16 protein-coding genes and 2 pseudogenes are annotated in these 17,317 nt (G+C 40.1%); 9 read left to right on the top strand and 9 right to left on the bottom strand.

The genetic code is table 11. The annotated features are described in order from the left end of the window. Positions 1-103: 103 nt before the first annotated feature. The 5 genes from BSAG_RS21885 to BSAG_RS21905 all read right to left on the bottom strand — a co-directional run bounded on the left by BSAG_RS21885 (position 104) and on the right by BSAG_RS21905 (position 2,623). Entirely contained in the window at positions 104-523 is a 420-nt protein-coding gene (locus BSAG_RS21885; RefSeq protein ID WP_008770715.1) for an RteC domain-containing protein, read from the bottom strand. Then, positions 477-716 carry a hypothetical protein gene (locus BSAG_RS25400; RefSeq protein ID WP_004315356.1) on the bottom strand — a complete coding sequence of 80 codons (240 nt, stop codon included), beginning with the start codon at positions 714-716 and terminating at the stop codon, positions 477-479. Before BSAG_RS25400 ends, BSAG_RS21885 begins: the two co-directional genes overlap by 47 nt. Positions 717-747: 31 nt before the next feature. Further along, positions 748-1,680, bottom strand: coding sequence for a helix-turn-helix transcriptional regulator (locus BSAG_RS21895; RefSeq protein WP_004315355.1), 933 nt, complete (start codon positions 1,678-1,680; stop codon positions 748-750). Continuing rightward, on the bottom strand, positions 1,677-2,303 hold the full coding sequence (locus BSAG_RS21900; protein WP_004315354.1) for a Type 1 glutamine amidotransferase-like domain-containing protein: 627 nt from the start codon (positions 2,301-2,303) through the stop codon (positions 1,677-1,679). Before BSAG_RS21900 ends, BSAG_RS21895 begins: the two co-directional genes overlap by 4 nt. 125 nt (positions 2,304-2,428) lie before the next feature. Next, a complete protein-coding gene (locus tag BSAG_RS21905; protein ID WP_004315353.1) occupies positions 2,429-2,623 on the bottom strand; it encodes a DUF6597 domain-containing transcriptional factor in 195 nt (64 codons plus the stop codon). 521 nt (positions 2,624-3,144) lie between these two features. On the opposite strand from BSAG_RS21905, the gene BSAG_RS21910 reads away from it, so the two are divergent. The 4 genes from BSAG_RS21910 (at position 3,145) to BSAG_RS21925 (ending at position 6,189) form a co-directional block, all read left to right on the top strand. Beyond that, complete coding sequence (locus BSAG_RS21910) at positions 3,145-4,152, top strand: hypothetical protein (RefSeq protein ID WP_008641035.1); 1,008 nt, start codon at positions 3,145-3,147, stop codon at positions 4,150-4,152. Next, the gene (locus tag BSAG_RS21915; RefSeq protein ID WP_004316788.1) at positions 4,149-4,466 is read left to right on the top strand and encodes a hypothetical protein; all 318 of its coding nucleotides are present in this window, start codon (positions 4,149-4,151) and stop codon (positions 4,464-4,466) included. The genes BSAG_RS21910 and BSAG_RS21915 overlap by 4 nt, the downstream gene beginning before the upstream one ends. Before the next feature lie 79 nt (positions 4,467-4,545). After that, the gene (locus BSAG_RS21920) at positions 4,546-5,598 is read left to right on the top strand and encodes a hypothetical protein (RefSeq protein ID WP_004316787.1); all 1,053 of its coding nucleotides are present in this window, start codon (positions 4,546-4,548) and stop codon (positions 5,596-5,598) included. 105 nt (positions 5,599-5,703) lie between these two features. Further along, entirely contained in the window at positions 5,704-6,189 is a 486-nt protein-coding gene (locus BSAG_RS21925; protein ID WP_008997281.1) for a hypothetical protein, read from the top strand. Between the two features lie 13 nt (positions 6,190-6,202). On the opposite strand, the pseudogene BSAG_RS0222460 reads toward BSAG_RS21925, so the two are convergent. The 3 genes and pseudogenes from BSAG_RS0222460 to BSAG_RS21935 form a co-directional block, all read right to left on the bottom strand. Beyond that, a pseudogene (locus BSAG_RS0222460) lies at positions 6,203-6,568 on the bottom strand (MmcQ/YjbR family DNA-binding protein). 142 nt (positions 6,569-6,710) lie between these two features. Then, a complete protein-coding gene (locus BSAG_RS21930) occupies positions 6,711-8,054 on the bottom strand; it encodes a TPM domain-containing protein (RefSeq protein WP_004316784.1) in 1,344 nt (447 codons plus the stop codon). A gap of 181 nt (positions 8,055-8,235) precedes the next feature. After that, on the bottom strand, positions 8,236-8,844 hold the full coding sequence (locus BSAG_RS21935) for an HU family DNA-binding protein (protein ID WP_004316783.1): 609 nt from the start codon (positions 8,842-8,844) through the stop codon (positions 8,236-8,238). A gap of 398 nt (positions 8,845-9,242) precedes the next feature. Here BSAG_RS21935 and BSAG_RS21940 point away from each other — a divergent pair, with 398 nt between their 5' ends. Together BSAG_RS21940 and BSAG_RS21945 are read left to right on the top strand one after the other, a co-directional pair. Continuing rightward, complete coding sequence (locus tag BSAG_RS21940; protein ID WP_008017953.1) at positions 9,243-11,327, top strand: BT4734/BF3469 family protein; 2,085 nt, start codon at positions 9,243-9,245, stop codon at positions 11,325-11,327. Positions 11,328-11,373: 46 nt separating this feature from the next. Next, a complete protein-coding gene (locus BSAG_RS21945; RefSeq protein ID WP_004316941.1) occupies positions 11,374-12,237 on the top strand; it encodes a Bro-N domain-containing protein in 864 nt (287 codons plus the stop codon). Between the two features lie 131 nt (positions 12,238-12,368). Here BSAG_RS21945 and BSAG_RS21950 read toward each other — a convergent pair whose 3' ends face one another. Next, positions 12,369-13,535, bottom strand: a complete 1,167-nt coding sequence (locus BSAG_RS21950; RefSeq protein WP_008770724.1) for an exo-beta-N-acetylmuramidase NamZ domain-containing protein — start codon at positions 13,533-13,535, stop codon at positions 12,369-12,371. Between the two features lie 69 nt (positions 13,536-13,604). Here BSAG_RS21950 and BSAG_RS21955 point away from each other — a divergent pair, with 69 nt between their 5' ends. The 3 genes and pseudogenes from BSAG_RS21955 to BSAG_RS26000 all read left to right on the top strand — a co-directional run. After that, entirely contained in the window at positions 13,605-14,141 is a 537-nt protein-coding gene (locus tag BSAG_RS21955) for an HDIG domain-containing metalloprotein (protein ID WP_004312347.1), read from the top strand. Positions 14,142-14,230: 89 nt separating this feature from the next. After that, on the top strand, positions 14,231-16,945 hold the full coding sequence (locus tag BSAG_RS21960) for a putative LPS assembly protein LptD (RefSeq protein WP_008017958.1): 2,715 nt from the start codon (positions 14,231-14,233) through the stop codon (positions 16,943-16,945). A 214-nt stretch (positions 16,946-17,159) separates the two neighbouring features. Then, positions 17,160-17,317, top strand: a pseudogene (locus BSAG_RS26000) (DDE transposase); the annotation flags it as partial.

Raw genomic sequence — 17,317 nt, 5'->3', positions numbered from 1 at the left:
TCTTGTCTGTCAATCAATTGATGAAGCAAAGTTCAGAAAATAGGCGCAAAGAAATTACGGGGGAACTAATGGAATCCCCTATAAATAAATCATAAGTCACTGATTATCTATATCCTTTCTTGTCATGTTCCTTTTTGATAAGTTCTACCAATCCATTAAGAAACCCGGTCAGTTTGCCCGGCTTTCGTTTTATCACGTCCTCATGTTTTTGGTAACAGTCGCCTATCTTGATGTTGAACAGCCATTCAAAGGCTTTCGCCAAGTCCACCAAGTAGGCGGGCTTGCCGTTCTGATACACGATGTTTTTGGAGAGGAACAGACCGCTTACCATTTCCATGATGTTGATAAGGGTTGTCTTGTCTGCGAGATAGAGAGGGGAAAGGGGCTGTTTGTTGATACGTTGCTGTAGCTGTTCCGGGTATTTGATGCGCCACTCGATAAGGCGTATTTCAGTGTTCAAAAGTCCTATCGCTTCATCAATTAGATGCAGATGGGGCATTTTTTTCTTGCTCAAACCGTACACGATACGATTTAAGACGGTGCAAACCAAAGGAAAAATAACGTAGTAAAACGTTGTAATCCTGCTCATTGATACTAAAATTGGCTACATGGGTCGCCAATTCTTCGATAGCTTCTGCAAATTCAGATGCAGACACTTTACGTTGTGAGCATTCCGACAATAAGCGGAAAAATCTTTGGTCGAATATTTTTTTCATTGAGTCGATTAAAAATACTATTTGACAGCAATCAAATAGAAATGTTATTGATAATATTTTTAACTTCATATTTTAAAGAATCTGGTCTTATTATAGTTGCACTATCTGCAAAAGACAGATACCAATGTGCAAACTTACTGATTGAAAATGTTAGAAAATGAAGTTCAAACATATCCCCTATCTCTTTCTCAGATGTTAATCCGTAATAATATTTATCATCATTCATTATGGAGGTTTTATTCTTTTCTATTCTTATAACGATTTCATGTAATTTTTCTTTATCGTAAAACTCGCGTATGAATTTTTCCAAAGGAGGATGCTCCCGTGATTGTAATTCATTAAGAATGTGCATTTTTTGAATTCTATCTATCCGAAATGTAAGATAGATTTCTTTGGGAAGATAAAAGCCTATTAGATACCAGTTAGTTCTCGAAAAGAAAATTCCAACAGCTTCAATCTTTCGTTCTGAAACACTTAACGCATTACTTCCCAAATAAGATATTTCAATAATTCTTTTTTGGTATATACTTTGTAAAATAAGTAAAAGAATATCAGGTTTATAGGTCGATGATTTATAAGTATCCAATACAGACATGCACTTTTCCATTGTTTCTAACATATTTTTGTCTGCAAAACGCATGACAGACCTAATCTTTTCTATTCCAGACTTATAATGTTCGTTGCTATTTGAATCAGTTAGTTCATGTACTAATTTCTCTGCAATCAAAAAGGACAAAGCCTCTTTTTGAGTAAACATTAGAGGAGATAATTTGAATCCTTCTGCAAGTGAATAACCAATACCGGGATTTCCTATGATAGGAATGCCTGCCTCTTCCAATGTTCTTATATCTCGATATACAGTGCGAATGCTTATATTAAAACGTTCTGAAATTTGCTGTGCTTTCACTAACGAGTGCGATTGTAACTGAATCAATATAGCAGAAATACGGTCTATTCTATTCATTTTGCATCTTTAATTTGAATATTTGAATCTTCAATAATAACAGCTTGTTTATTACTTATAGGAATAAGCTGCAACTTCTCATTATATAGTTGAACTATCTTTTCACCTTTTTTCTTGAATGGAAAATTTCCATAATGGGGAATCGTATAAAAATCGACCAAATCTAAAGAAGTACAGTCTTTCAATTCAGGAGCCTTTTCTATTGGATCAAAATTCACACTTCTCATATATTCTGCATCGGGAGAGGCTATTATTGCTCCGGCAGATTCCCCAATATACAGTTTACCCAATTTCACTTGTTTAGATATAATTTTATCAACACCTTTTCTTTTTAACTCTTGCAAAAGGAAAAATGTATTTCCACCTGTTATGTAGATATAATCGCATTTATGTAATATAGAAGATATTTCCTCTTTGGGCAGTTGGGTAATCTCGACTTCTTCAACAATCATTCCTGCTTCTTCTAAAGCCTTTTTCCCCTTTTTTACATAGAATCGTATTGGTTCTGTAAGGCTTGCAGTTGGTATAAAAGCTATAATTTTCCCTTGCAAATCTTCTTTGGCACAATCGACAAATAGATTAGCAACATCAGCAAATGATGAGCATAAAAATAATCTTTTCATATTCTATAATATTAAGTTGAATACTTTTTGATACAAAGATAGCGTCTTCTATGACAGCTCTATGTCAGTAAGTCTAAATATTGAAGAGTTTTTTTCATCAAAACAATCCATTATTGAAATTTACCCTATTTGTAATGTGGCTGCGTTTCCTTATGAAAAGAAGAAATAATTTTGTTCCCTTTATGAAAAACAAGTGCTACACAACCTGCCGGGATAGAACGTTGAAAGCCTTGCTTTACATCATCTATCCTTAAAAGCCAATATTGCTTTATATAAGGAGCGAGCAATTTGGTAGGTTGTATTACTTGAATTTTCTCCATTCTGTTTTAATTATCAAACAAAAGTAAGATTTCTTAGATAGATATTAGGTGTAAAAAAGGGACATTCTAATTAAAACATCCAAATATCTGTTGCCTAAATCATTCAAAGTTCTCTGCATTGGAAGATATGTCATAGATAAGTTGAAAAAGTTATTATAAACACAAGTTTAGTTTGTGTTTTTGTCTATATATCCAAAACGGACTAAACTAATTTCTATTGACAGCAAATTATATATGCTGGCGAAAAGAAAAACAGTATTCTTCTTTTCGCCAGTTTTGCTTTTATGGTTAGAGAGCTTTTGTTACCTTTGCACATGAAGCCCACCGCAAAGCGATTTCTTCGTTTTTTTTTGTTACTATTTTGTTACCCACTATTAGTAATAGGTGGGCTTTTACTTTGATAATCAGAGCTATATTATGCTGTATGTATAATATATGGCAGAATATTATTAATTCGTGGCAGTTGTGGAAAAAGAGAAAGAAAGAGGCTGAGATTTCTGCATAATACTAAAAAACTGAGATTGAAATTAAGGGCAAATGTGGTGGAGCAAAAGATATTTGAAATAGAAGACTTAAAAGAACTGGAAGAATTTTTGCAGTCTCAATCAGAAATAGAACAGTTGCGCGAACGCTTGTTTGCCGAGTTTCTGAAATATGCGGATTATAAAAATGCCGGAGAATGGAATAAAGCCGTTCGCCTTTGCGAGAGTCTGGCTATTATCGGCTGGGGAAATCACGAACCCGTCGAAGCATTGAGAGGACAATTCTTTAATGGAAATCCCGCGACTTGTTTTCAAAATAAATTTGGAGAAACTCGTTTTGTCGATGCCATTTGGTCGAAAAGAGTCAACGGTTTTACTATGGAGCAGGGAAGGACAAGTTATTGTTTCAGTCCTGACGACCCGAATCAAAAGCAATCCGTATTTTGGGAATATGAGATAAAGGAAGATATACAGGATATAAGGCTTGAAAGCCAGAGAAACTGGATTCCTAAAAATCCGGTTTGGATAAAGCGGACAATTGGTAACTGCTATGAAAACTCCAAGGTAGTAATCGAGAGCGTTGACAAAGAACTGAAACCGGAGTTGGATAGAAGGATGCGCCCCGAAATATACGGACGTGCTATTAATCGAATTATAATTAATTGTTCGTATAGTTATTATGACCACGACCATTGTAAAACAAACTATATCATAGCCGATGAAAAGTTGAAATTGAAACAAAAAGATTTCTATCGGACACTGCTCACTATGTTTACCAGGCAAGAAATAGAGAAGAATGGATATTTCCTTCGCAATCGTTTTGAATTTGGACCATTCAGGGCAGATACCGGGAAAATTAGAATCGGACTAAACCTTGAAAAAGAATTCAGTGAATTAAGTCATTCCGAACAGAGGTTAAAGCTAAGTGAATATATTCTGTTTGCTTTAAACCACGTAACTGACAAGCTAAAAAAGAAGAAGCTGGATTATGACTTCGACTTGATGCTTGAAGATTTTAATTCAATACTAACCGAGTGGAAAGCATGAAAGATATAATAGAGTTATTACAAAACGAAAGAACAAAAACAGTTGACGCTTTAAAACAAGGCGAGCAGGATAAGTTATCTCATCTTCAACAGTTAGACAAGGCTTTAGGCTGGCTGAAAGTCGTTGAAGATAATGAGTTGGCAACTGTAGGGAGCTATAAGATTCATAGATTGCCTGATCCACGCTCTGGCTTCTCTTATTATCATTTAATGATAGACAACGAAAGTGGCGATCCGAAAGATTGGACAGAGTATAAACCCGATAATCAGTCATTGGAACTCTGCTTTGATGATATTATAATAACACGAAAGTAATCTTTTACGTCAGTTATATTTTAGAACTGGTTTTGTTTTGTTATCTTTGCGTCGAAACATTGTAACACACAAAGAAAACATGAAAAATAAAGCCGTTGTAGTCGTTGTTATTTTAGGAAGTTTGATTATATCGATATTTGCAGATTGCCAACAATCTCCTTTGAAATACATTCCCCCGACAATAGATTCTGTCAATAACGACAAAAGCAGGATGGGGTTGAACGGAAAAGTCAAAACGTTGGATATCTATTATTATCGTCCGGAAAATATATCGTCTTTCTTTTCGACGAAATTCAAAAAAGGCAAGAAATGGGAAGAGGACGGAATACATCACTACCATTTTCATTTCAATATCGACGGCAATCTTGCTCAATGCAACGAGTACGATAAACAAGAAAATATTATCCGAAAGACCGATTATACCTATGAGACTTGGGGACATACATCTACACTTAGCTTTCCGAAAACTAACAGTACGATTGTCAGTAAGTATAATACTGACGGGAAACTACTGGAAATTGTGTATAGTGATTCCCATGGGGAGATAAATACTTATGACGACAGGGGAAATCTTATCCGAACCAAACAGATTGACGGCACGATTGACAAACCGGCTATGACCGAATATGATTATAACGAACATGATTTGTTGGTAGAGAAGAGGGAATATTATAATATAGGGGAATTATCGGGAAAAACAGTCTATGAGTATGATACAAATGGCTTGTTGGCGCAGACCCAAGTGTATGATTTGCTGAGTCGTGATAGGCCGGAAACGCATTTCATCTATGAATACAGTGATAGTAATCGCGTTGTGAAAAAATATAGGATTGACGATGAAGGTAATAAAGAGTTAGAGTCCTGGTGTAAACGTGAATATTATCCGAACGGTAAACTGAAAACCGTTGTTCGTAATAGTATCGTGCAAGAGAAATACGATGAACAAGGACGGCCGATTGACGAGCGGCCAGGATTTGAAATACTCTACAAAGACTTCCAAGACTACGGCTGTGATGCGAATGGTAACTGGATTGAAACAAAGAATTTCAAAGATTATGTTGATTTTGGCACGGGGCTCGGTCGTATATTAAAACCTTATGTCGAGCGTATCTTTACTTATTACGAAGAATAAAAACTTAAAATTGAACAATATGCACACAAACACACCCACATAGCAAGCGGTAAGATTCCAGAAATCATAGTAACATTGTTAGTGCATACTAAAAAAAAGAAAACGATGGGAAAAGTAATGAAAGTATTCAAGACACTGATAAACGAGTTGTTTGGAACTAAGAGAGAGTATAAAGTGGAAGGTTTGGGCATCTTTACCTGTAAGGTTTGTGATTGGTGGCGAGATAAATGTTACCTTTGGAGTGGTGCAGTGCAATTGCCTTTTTACTCGGTAGAAACTCTTGTTTTGATAGAAGGGGACGCTTCTGCTCCGTTCTCCAGGCAATTATTGGAATTACAGGTGCTATTGCAGAATTGGGTACCTATGGCCGAACAACTAGATAGCATGCTGTCCAGCAAAAGCCAGCAGAAACATAAAGAAAAAATATACGGATCCTGGCAGGATGAATTTTATCCCTATACGATCGTGCCGGCTGTACTATATAGTGATAGTTGGGAGATTGTGTTTTACAGGAATAGTGGTGTAAATTATAATTTCACTGTTTTTTGGAAAGAAAACAAAATACAAGATTTACATTTGGGAGGTTTTTGAATCCTCCCTTTATTTATAGCATTTCCCGTTCTTTCTTTGTCAAACTTTTAACTACAATATCGTAGGAGTTGCTTACAAGCTCTTTGATTTTCTCATCAGGTACATCTTGGTTGAAATAGACACTGATCCAATATTTCTTGTTCATGTGCCATCCTGGTCTTATGCCGGTATATTCAGTTTGCAGTTCTCCGGATTCGTCAGGGTTGCATTTGATACAACAAAAATCGAAAATCTCAATGTTAACGAAACAGAATCATTTGTCCGCTACATAAAAGCATAGAACGTCACGGCTATATTTGTCGGGCACATTGGGAAACGGCATCTTCTCATGGACTCCCTTAAAAGACAGGCAGTATTCTCTAAATTCTTCAATATTCATTTCACTTTTTTATGTTCGGTTATCTATGCAAAAATAGTTAGAATAAAGGAGTGGATAACCATTTTTCTATGAAAATATTCAGGTGAGATGTGTTTCCACGTCTTTGTTTGGTTAGTCGACTTCTTCAAATGAATAGCCGATCTTAAAAACTACTTGACGCTCCACCGCCACCGCTACGTCCACCACCAAAACTGCCGCTACTGCTACTGCTGCCGCTACTACTACTGCTGCTACTGCTACTGTGACTATTACTAGGACTGTCACTATTTGGGGGTGTCTTGCGGGGAATCTTCTGTGTTGCCTGCTTTTTATCTCCGCACATTAGGCAAAGATAGTCGGCAACCTCCAATCCGGCATCGGAATATGTGGCTTCTTTAACTGTTTTCCACGGACTGATACGCTTGGAAGCAATGGTATGGCATTGATTACACATCTTATATTCGCTTCCGACGACAGATTTATACCGCAATATCCAGCCGCAGGAAGTACATTGATAAATACGGTGGATGGCAGAACCTAGTTTGTGTTCCATTTGTTCGGAAGCAGATAATAAAGGGGTTGCAAGCTCATTGGATAAAAGTTGTAAAGCCACAGCTTTGCAAGAGTCGCAGGTCTTACTCTGCAAAATAACACGTTGTTTTTGGTAGAACTTATACCATAAGGATGCCGCAATAAGTGCAGGCCAGACCGGAAAAAACAACACAAGACATCCAAGTGGGCTGTAAAGTGTCAGGACTTTGATTGCTGCTAATGCTGAACCGTCTTTGGGGCGAGCTTTATTTACCTTCATGCGATAAGTGAGAACATTTACCAGTATCAAGAATATCCAAAGCATAGGCGACTGATTTGCCAGAAAATTCCACAACGTATTGCTGGCACTTTTCCAGTAATTATCAGAAGTGCTTTGAGAAACTGGTTCATAGTCGCTTCCATAAAGCACCAATGTTACAGCCCGGACTCCCTCTGTCATTCCTCTGTCAAAGTCGTTTTTTCTAAACCACGGAACCATTTCATTCTGTTGAATGCGAAAGCATAAAGCGTCGGGAAGTACTCCTTCTAAACCGTATCCGGTTGCGAAAGTGACTTTACGTTGATCGAGTACTAAAAGAATCAGTAATCCGTTGTCGTCCGCTTTCTTTCCGATGCCCCAGTGCTCAAAAAGCTTGTGGGCAAACTCTGCCGGAATATCTTCTCCGATAGAAGAGAGCGCAACAATCGCCACTTCAATACTCAATGAATCTTCTAACTGTGACAACATATTATTTATCTCCCACACATAACTTTCATCCAATATCTGATTCGGATTGCTAACCCAATTGGAAGAGCTTTCATTACGCGGATTGGGGACATCTGTTACTTTATAAGTTTCTACTGTTTGTTCGTGCTCTAAAGCCAATGCAAAAGTATGACTACCAAAGGCATAACAGAAAACAAGAAGTAATGTCCGGGCTATTCCCCTGAAGCTTTTTTGTGTTTTATCTTTCATTGTTTTGTTATTAACTGATTGTTCTTAGAGTAGAAAATAACTATCATAACTCTCATTCTTTTTGCTAATATAGTTATAATCTGATGAATAAGAATGATAGATGTCTCTGAAATTTTGTATCTATCATACTTTCTTCATGAAATATGGGTATCTATCATTCTTATTCCACTGTTTTTACTGTTTAATCTTTCATGGTATTAACTCGCACATAAATTTTATGACTGCCGCTTCCAATGGTGTCAAGTACTCCTTCCTTTACCCATCCGTTCAATTCATTCAGCGCTTTGTTCTTTAGTAGTCCCGTCAGTTGCGTATACTCTTTGCGTCGTATCATCGGTCGTTCATCCAGAAACTTCTCCAACCTGCGGCGACGTTCTTCCACCGGAACTTCGGCGGAATGTGCAAATCCTGACTTCGCTTTTTCCACAAATCCGCGAACCTTCTTTCGGAAAGAAGATGATGGACGAAAATTTACATTATCGAAATAAATGGACTGTGCATGTATCTCTTTGGCATCCATCACCGGACGTGCTTTCAGCTTGGCTGAAAAATATCCAAGGTTCCCCAACTGAACGTGATGTCCGCTGACTAAATATTCGGATATTTTATTTTCAATAGCCAGCTGAACTCCTTCAATATCTGCCGGCGTAAAGCTGGAAGCTTGAGCGATCTCTTTTACAATTTGTTGAAAGTCGATGGTTCCGTTCGATACGATGCGGGGATACAACGGCTGTTCGTCTTCGTCTTCTTTCGAAGACGGCTTTTTGCGAAAATCATACTTTGCGTACATGTCTTTTCTATTATGGGTTAATGTGGCTAAAACGCCTTTTAAAAGGCATTTTAATGATTGTTTTGCAGCAAGATAACCTACAATTGCAACCTGGATAATCAACTGGAATCAGTGGCTTTTCTTGGGCACACATTCGTGGGCTGTAGAGCCCACAAATGTAAACTATACAGCCCGCATAGGTGGGCTGTACGGCACACTTATGCGGGCTGAAGTCTTACTGCCTGCAAAGATACATTATCCTGTCTTTATTCGCAAATTTAGTAAGCATTATTTCTATAAAATAAAGTCGTGTGGCGTAGCAAATAAAAGCAGTGAAATTTGTTTGGGCGAAGAGCATGTTGTATCTTTGTATGGCTGTAGTGCAGCTTTCCTTTTACTGGAAATAATAATAAAAAAAGATGAGAATAACATTAGTCAGAGACGATGGCAAGGTAAAAACCTTACGGACGTTGAAAATGGAGCTCCTTTTGGAGCAGATGAAAACGGAAGTCAAGGCGCAGCCCGTCTCAAAGATGAGGGAAGTCTTGCGGTATACTCTTCCGGGAAATTCGATTGAAGAGGTGCGTAAAGTTCCCAAAGTGATGCCTGCCGCAGCTTTTGTCCGTAAAGAAGGGGTAATGACCTTGAATGAATATAACGGCATAGTGATGATGGAAGTCAACAATCTTTCAGGAAGAGCGGAAGCCGATGAGATAAAGGAACTGGTCAAAGAGCTTCCGCAAACATACCTTGCTTTTACCGGATCTTCCGGCAAATCAGTAAAGATATGGGTGCGGTTCACCTATCCGGACGACCGCTTGCCGACTTTACGCGAGCAAGCGGAACTTTTTCACGCGCATGCTTATCAGACGGCTGTGAAATATTATCAGCCACAACTGCCTTTTGATATCGAACTGAAAGAACCGTCGCTCGAACAATATTGCCGGCTGACGTATGATCCTGAACTTTATTTCAATCCGAAAGCAATGCCCATTTATATGAAGCAGCCCGTCAGTCTTCCGTCCGAAACGACTTTTATCAAACGAACGCGGGAAACCGATTCTCCTTTGCAGCGAATGGCGCCCGGATATGAAAATTATGAAGCATTGTCGGTGCTTTTCTCCGCTGCATTCAACAGGGCGCTCGAAGAACTGGACGGATATCGGGAGGGAGACGATCTGCAACCGCTACTAGTGTGTTTGGCGGAGCATTGTTTTCGGGCAGGTATCCCCGAAGAAGATACTGTGCGGTGGACAAAGGCGCACTACCGGCTCCCTTCGGACGAGTTGCTGATTCGTGAAACTGTGAAAAGTGTGTACCGTTCCGCCAAGGGATTCGGCAAGAAGAGTAGTCTGACGGCCGAACAGCTTTTCGCCATGCAGATGGACGAATTTATGAAGCGCCGTTATGAATTTCGATACAATACGCTGACCACGGAAGTGGAATATCGCGAACGGAATAGTTTTAATTTCTATTTTCGTCCGGTGGACAAGCGGGTGCTGGCGAGTATCACGATGAATGCGATGTATGAAGGGGTGAAAATGTGGGATAGGGACGTAATCCGCTATTTGGATTCTGATCATGTGCCTGTTTATCAGCCTGTGGAGGATTTTTTGTATCATCTGCCTCACTGGGATGGTAAAGACCGGATTTTGGAACTGGCCAACCGTGTTCCCTGTGATAATCCACATTGGGCGCCGTTGTTCCGTCGGTGGTTTTTGAATATGGTTGCCCATTGGAGGGGAATGGATAAGAAACACGCCAACAGTACGTCACCTTTGTTGATTGGCCCGCAGGCATATCGGAAATCGACTTTTTGCAGAATGCTTCTTCCTCCTGCTTTACAGGCGTACTATACGGATAGCATTGATTTCAGTCGGAAACGGGACGCGGAGTTGTATCTGAATCGCTTTCTGCTTATCAATATGGATGAATTCGACCAGATTAGCCCTACCCAACAGGCTTTTCTGAAACATATTCTGCAAAAGCCGGTGGTGAACACACGTCGTCCGAATGCTTCGGCAGTGGAAGAGCTTCGCCGGTATGCATCGTTCATTGCCACGAGCAATCATCGGGATTTGTTGACGGATACTTCCGGTAGCCGTCGTTTCATCGGTATTTACATGACAGGAGCTATAGATGTGTCGCGTCCTATTGATTATGAACAGCTTTATGCACAGGCGTTGGAGTTGCTTTATCACAATGAACGTTATTGGTTTGACTCCGAAGAAGAGGCTATCATGACGGAAAACAACCGTGAGTTTGAACAATCTCCTGCCATCGAACAGTTATTTATGGTTTATTATCGTAGGGCGGAAGAAGAGGAAGAAGGGGAATGGCTACTGGCTATTGATATTTTGCGCCGGATTCAGAAAGCAAGTAAAATGACGTTTTCCGCCAGGCAGGCGTCTTATTTCGGGCGTATCTTGCAGCGGCTCGGAGTGAAATCTAAACGGAAAACGTATGGTACGTATTATCATGTTGTACCTTTGGAGGTAGAATAGAATTTGCTATTTATTAATTGTTTACATCATATATATATATAATGCTATGACTAAGAAAGATGCTATAAAAGTATTTGAAAATAAGAAGATCCGTGCTGTTTGGGATGACCAAAAGGAGGAATGGTATTTTTCCATTGTGGATGTGGTAAGTGTGCTAACAGAAAGTGTTGATGGGCGCAAGTATTGGAATAAGTTGAAACAGCGTCTCAAAGCAGAAGGCAGTGAGTTGGTGACAAATTGTCACCAACTGAAATTACCCTCTTCTGACGGCAAACTGTATAAGACAGATGTAGCTACAACCCAACAGCTTTTCCGTCTAATTCAATCTATTCCCTCGCCCAAAGCGGAACCCTTTAAAATGTGGATGGCTCAAGTCGCCAAAGAGCGTTTGGATGAAATGCAGGACCCCGAACTGACTATAAATCGGGCGATGATGGAATATAAATCTTTAGGTTACTCGGACAATTGGATTAATCAACGATTGAAATCAATTGAAGTACGGAAGGAACTTACTGATGAATGGAAAAGAAATGGGATGCAAGAGGGCGTTCAGTTTGCTGCATTAACGGATATAATTTATCAGACATGGGCTGAAAAGTCGGCAAAAGAATATAAGCAGTTTAAAGGATTGAAGAAAGAAAATCTCCGTGACAATATGACGAACACTGAACTGATCCTTAATATGCTTGCTGAAACGGCTACTACGGATTTGTCCAAAGAGAGAAACCCATCCGGTTTTGCTGAAAATGCCGAAGTGGCAAAAGATGGAGGAAATGTGGCAAGAGTTGCTCGCAAGCAATTGGAAAGTCAGCTAAAACGCCCTGTTATATCTCCACTTAATGCAAAAAGTGCATTGCAAGTTGGTGATGAACGGGAAAAAAATGAAACTTCAGGAGAGAGCGTGGATTAATCAAGTATGATAGATACCTCGTTTTTGATGGTCTAAGTATGATAGATGCCGGAAATAATAGTTATCTATCATACTTATTCTTTTAATTATAAGTGGTTTATGAAAATGAATGAGAGCATGATACTAGTTTTTTACTCATAGAGAAGATATTTTTTTCTGATCTCCTTGTAATCCTGTAATTCCTTTTGCCAACTATTCCGGATAGCCTCTTCCGATTCTCCTTTGAGGATAGCTTTGCGTACGCTGTTAGTTCCCATCAGCAAATCAAACCATCGGGCACGGGAGAAGAAAGCTGCGTTTTCGCCGGATAAGCGATAAAAGTCCAAGAAGTAGCGGAGTGTAAATCCGTTCACATCGGTTACATTCCGGAGATCTTCCCCATAACAGGTGATACCTTTGTGCATCGGATTTTTGTCAAAACCGGGTAAGGAGCGGGGAGTAAAAGTGAAACTTCCGTATTTCTTATTAGGTGCGCCCAATACTTGGAAAGGAAAAGTTGTCCCCCGTCCCACGCTGACGCGGGTGGCTTCAAAAGGACAGAGCGAGGCGTACAATCGGATAGACTGATCGTTCGGGAGGTTGGGCGACGGCTTGATGGGAAGTGAATAAGGTGATCCATGTTTCCATCCGGTCATTGGAATTACCTTTAATGAACAAGGATTTTTCTTGTTGGCAATCCATCCTTCCCCGTTTATCATCTGTGCCAGTTCGCCGATGGTACATCCGTGGAGTACCGGAAGAGGTAACATGCCGACAAAACTCCGGTAGGCAGGTTTGAGTATCGGACCATCCACATAATCGCACGGATTGGGGCGATCCAGTACAACCATTTCTTTCTTGTTCTCTGCGCAAGCTTCCATCACATAATACATCGTGCTTATATAGGTATAAAAGCGTGCCCCTACATCCTGAATGTCGAATACAATCACATCGACATCTTTTAGTTGGGCAGCAGACGGCTTTTTGTTGTCACCATAAAGCGATACGATAGGAATGCCGGTGCGGGAATCTTTTCCGTCTTTCACCGTTTCACCCGCATCTGCGTTACCACGGAAACCATGTTCGGGAGCAAATACCTTGACCACCCGGACGTCTCTCTTTAATAAGGTATCGAGAAGATGAACCTGCTTTCTTCCTACAACAGAAGTGTGATTGACCACCATTCCGATGCGTTTTCCTTTCAGCAACGGCAGATATTGATCCATCTGTTCTGCTCCCGTGACAATTTGACTGTTTACACGCATTGGCAACAACATAATGAACAAAAATATAAGAATGAAGGAAACTCTAGTTTGCATATCGGTAATTTTTTTGTAATATTGCACAAAAATATTAATTTCTCATCAAGAGAGCAAAAAATAAAGCACATGAATCCATACGAAATCATTGATAAGTATTATCCGGAGAATACCCAGCAGAGACAAATATTAGTAATACATAGTTTGGCCGTGTCCGGAAAAGCAATGAAAATGCTGGATGCTCATCCCGAATTGCGTTTAAACCGGAGTTTTGTAAAAGAAGCCGCTCTGTTGCATGATATTGGTATTTTTCAGACCGACGCTCCAACTATTCAGTGCTTTGGCACTCATCCTTATATCGCTCACGGATATTTGGGAGCCGAAATCTTGCGGGCGGAAGGTTTTCCCCAACACGCATTGGTGTGCGAACGCCATACGGGAGCCGGACTTTCGTTGGAAGATATCATTGCCCAGCAACTTCCTGTTCCTCATCGCGAGATGCTGCCCATCACCCTGGAAGAACAATTGATTTGCTTTGCGGATAAATTCTTTTCTAAAACCCATCTGGATGAAGAGAAAACAGTGGAGAAAGCACGGCAAAGTATTGCAAAATATGGTGAAGAAGGTCTAAGCCGCTTTGATAGATGGTGTTCTCTCTTTTTATAGCACTAAAAAATAATTAAATAACGAAGATTCTAACTCATATTTGGTGAAGATTGTGTACTTTTGCCACTTCAAGCGTAAACTATTAGTTAATGGCGCCATTGAAAGCAAAAATACTTATATCATTCATACTGCTGATTGTCTTACTGATGCTTCCCGATGAGGCTACGTCTCAACGTCGAAGAAGAGGAATGATTGCCTCCAATACCGCGAAAACGGATTCCCTTCAGGGAAATGATTCGTTGAAAGCAGATACGGTAACGGTACGCATTGATTCTATCGCACCGGTAAAGAAGAAACAACCACTCGATGCACCGGTTGTTTATGAATCTAACGACTCCACTGTCTTTACTTTGGGAGGAGCCGCTACACTTTATGGTAGCGGAAAAGTGAATTATCAGAACATCGAACTGGCTGCGGAAGTTATTTCGATGAATCTGGATAGTAGTACTGTGCATGCTTATGGTATCAAGGATACTACCGGAGTGGAAAAAGGTAAACCGGTATTTAAAGAAGGTGATACCTCGTATGATACGGAAACAATCCGATATAACTTCAAAACCAAGAAAGCGGGAATTACTGATATCGTCACCCAGCAGGGAGAAGGATATGTGACCGGAAGCAAGGCGAAGAAAGGGGCCAATGATGAAATTTTCATGGAGCATGGGCGTTATACAACCTGCGATCATCACGATCATCCCCACTTCTATATGCAGCTGACGAGAGCTAAGGTGCGCCCTAAAAAGAATGTAGTGACAGGACCTGCCTATCTGGTTGTGGAAGATGTGCCTCTGCCGTTGGCTGTGCCGTTCTTCTTCTTCCCATTCTCCAGCAGTTACTCTTCCGGTTTCATTATGCCGACTTATATGGATGACTCCAGCCGTGGTTTCGGTTTGGCAGAAGGAGGATATTACTTTGCCATGAGTGATATCATGGACTTGAAAATAACGGGAGATATCTTCACGAAAGGTTCATGGAGATTGTCCGGATTGACAAACTATAATAAACGATATAAATATTCCGGTACGCTGCAAGCGGACTATCAGGTCACCAAGACAGGAGATAAAGGGATGCCGGACTATGCAGTTGCTAAGGATTTTAAGGTAGTATGGAACCATCGTCAGGATGCTAAGGCTAGTCCGAATAGCACATTCTCCGCCAGTGTGAACTTCTCAACCAGTAGTTACGAACGTTCCAATATAAACAACCTTTATAATTCGCAGTTGTTGACTCAAAATACCAAAACATCAAGTATTAGTTATTCTCGTAGTTTTCCTGATATCGGTCTGACCTTATCCGGAACTACCAATATCGCACAGACAATGCGTGACTCTTCTATTGCGGTCACTTTGCCTGACTTGAATATTACGTTGAGCCGTCTGTTTCCCTTCAAACGCAAGAAGGCAGCGGGAGCTGAACGCTGGTACGAAAAGATTTCCATTAGCTATACGGGACGTTTGACAAACAGTATTCGTACCAAAGACGACCGTCTGTTTAAAGCCGGACTAAGTGAATGGGAGAATGCAATGAATCACAATATTCCTATCAGTGCTACTTTTACACTGTTCAAATATTTGCAGGTTTCTCCTTCGGTCAATTATACAGAGCGTTGGTATACTCGTAAGATTAATCAACAATATAATGAGGTAGACCATAAATTGGAAGCATTGCCGGGTGATACATTGAATGGTTTCTACCGGGTTTCCAATTATTCGGCAAGTTTGAGTTTGAGTACGAAACTGTATGGTATGTACAAACCTCTTTTTGCTAAGAAGAAAGAGATACAGATTCGTCATGTATTCACGCCGCAGGTAAGTCTTAGCGGTGCTCCGGGATTCAGCAAGTACTGGGAAGAATATACAGATTATAATGGCAATACGCAATATTATTCTCCTTTCACGGGGCAACCTTATGGAGTACCTTCGCGCGAAGGGTCGGGAACAGTCAGCTTCTCTATTTCAAATAACCTGGAGATGAAGTATTACGACGCCAAAAAAGATACGCTTAAAAAAGTCAGTCTGATTGATGAATTGGGAGCGAGCATGTCCTATAATATGGCTGCCAAAGAGAGACCGTGGAGTGATTTAAGCATGAACCTCCGTTTGAAACTGACGAAGAATTATACTTTCAATATGAATGCATCGTTTGCTACGTATGCTTATACATTCGATAAGAGCGGTAATGTAGTGACCAGTAACCGTACAGAATGGTCGTATGGTCGTTTCGGGCGTTTCCAAGGATATGGTTCTTCTTTCAACTATACCTTTAATAATGACACATGGAAGAAATGGTTCGGTCCGAAAGAGGAGGATGAAAAAGGAAAAGATAAGAAGTCGGAGGATAGTGATGATGAAGAATCTGACGGAACGGAAGGAGATGGTACTACACCTAAGAAAGTAGAGAAAGCACAGGCAGACCCGGATGGTTATCAGGTGTTTAAGATGCCTTGGTCGTTGAGCCTTAGCTATTCGTTTAATATCCGTGAAGATAGGTCTAAGCCTATTAACCGTTATTCCATGCGATATCCTTATACGTATACGCATAACATCAATGCAAACGGAAATATAAAGATTTCTAATAACTGGTCGCTCTCGTTCAACTCGGGCTATGATTTTCAGGCAAAAGAGATTACGCAAACTTCTTGTACAATCTCCCGTGACTTGCACTGTTTCAACCTGTCCGCCAGTCTTTCTCCTTTCGGACGCTGGAAATATTACAATGTTACCATCCGTGCGAATGCAAGCATCTTGCAAGACTTGAAGTATGAGCAGAGAAGCCAAACGCAAAGTAACATTCAGTGGTACTAGGATAAGTTGAGAGTGGAGAGTTGAGAGTTGAGAGTTGAGAGTGGAAATTCGGACGTGTAATTGTTTTGTTACAATATAGAAAGGGATATTCCTAAAATAATAAAATTTAAGGCAACTAATTCATTGCGAGTTAGTTGCCTTTTTTGTATCTTTAAGCATTCCCCCCAAAAAACGGTTTGACGGCCAAAACGGGGGTAATTAAAAATAAAAACACATGGTAAAGATACAAAAAATCTCAGAAATCGAACCTTGTTTAGGTTTTACCGAGTTCGATATGCTTAAAAAATATCGTCAAAGTTTTGCAACGAGTGAATTAGGTCGCCTCCATTCTCTGTTCCCTTTCTCGGAACTGGCCCGACAAATGCATTTGAA

The organism is Bacteroides sp. D1, from assembly GCF_000157095.2.
GTDB classification, from domain to species: domain Bacteria; phylum Bacteroidota; class Bacteroidia; order Bacteroidales; family Bacteroidaceae; genus Bacteroides; species Bacteroides xylanisolvens.
Note: the sequence above shows the minus strand (reverse complement) of the source record. Positions and strands in the feature narration are given on the sequence as shown.

What these genes read in the sequence shown, in the direction of transcription:
- BSAG_RS21940 (WP_008017953.1), top strand. Translation starts at nt 9,243, where the DNA reads ATGAGAATAACATTAGTCAGAGACGATGGCAAGGTAAAAACCTTACGG.
- BSAG_RS21915 (WP_004316788.1), top strand. Translation starts at nt 4,149, where the DNA reads ATGAAAGATATAATAGAGTTATTACAAAACGAAAGAACAAAAACAGTT.
- BSAG_RS21905 (WP_004315353.1), bottom strand. Translation starts at nt 2,623, where the DNA reads ATGGAGAAAATTCAAGTAATACAACCTACCAAATTGCTCGCTCCTTAT.
- BSAG_RS21935 (WP_004316783.1), bottom strand. Translation starts at nt 8,844, where the DNA reads ATGTACGCAAAGTATGATTTTCGCAAAAAGCCGTCTTCGAAAGAAGAC.
- BSAG_RS21960 (WP_008017958.1), top strand. Translation starts at nt 14,231, where the DNA reads ATGGCGCCATTGAAAGCAAAAATACTTATATCATTCATACTGCTGATT.
- BSAG_RS21950 (WP_008770724.1), bottom strand. Translation starts at nt 13,535, where the DNA reads ATGCAAACTAGAGTTTCCTTCATTCTTATATTTTTGTTCATTATGTTG.
- BSAG_RS25400 (WP_004315356.1), bottom strand. Translation starts at nt 716, where the DNA reads ATGAAAAAAATATTCGACCAAAGATTTTTCCGCTTATTGTCGGAATGC.
- BSAG_RS21925 (WP_008997281.1), top strand. Translation starts at nt 5,704, where the DNA reads ATGGGAAAAGTAATGAAAGTATTCAAGACACTGATAAACGAGTTGTTT.
- BSAG_RS21955 (WP_004312347.1), top strand. Translation starts at nt 13,605, where the DNA reads ATGAATCCATACGAAATCATTGATAAGTATTATCCGGAGAATACCCAG.
- BSAG_RS21945 (WP_004316941.1), top strand. Translation starts at nt 11,374, where the DNA reads ATGACTAAGAAAGATGCTATAAAAGTATTTGAAAATAAGAAGATCCGT.
- BSAG_RS21895 (WP_004315355.1), bottom strand. Translation starts at nt 1,680, where the DNA reads ATGAATAGAATAGACCGTATTTCTGCTATATTGATTCAGTTACAATCG.
- BSAG_RS21920 (WP_004316787.1), top strand. Translation starts at nt 4,546, where the DNA reads ATGAAAAATAAAGCCGTTGTAGTCGTTGTTATTTTAGGAAGTTTGATT.
- BSAG_RS21930 (WP_004316784.1), bottom strand. Translation starts at nt 8,054, where the DNA reads ATGAAAGATAAAACACAAAAAAGCTTCAGGGGAATAGCCCGGACATTA.
- BSAG_RS21900 (WP_004315354.1), bottom strand. Translation starts at nt 2,303, where the DNA reads ATGAAAAGATTATTTTTATGCTCATCATTTGCTGATGTTGCTAATCTA.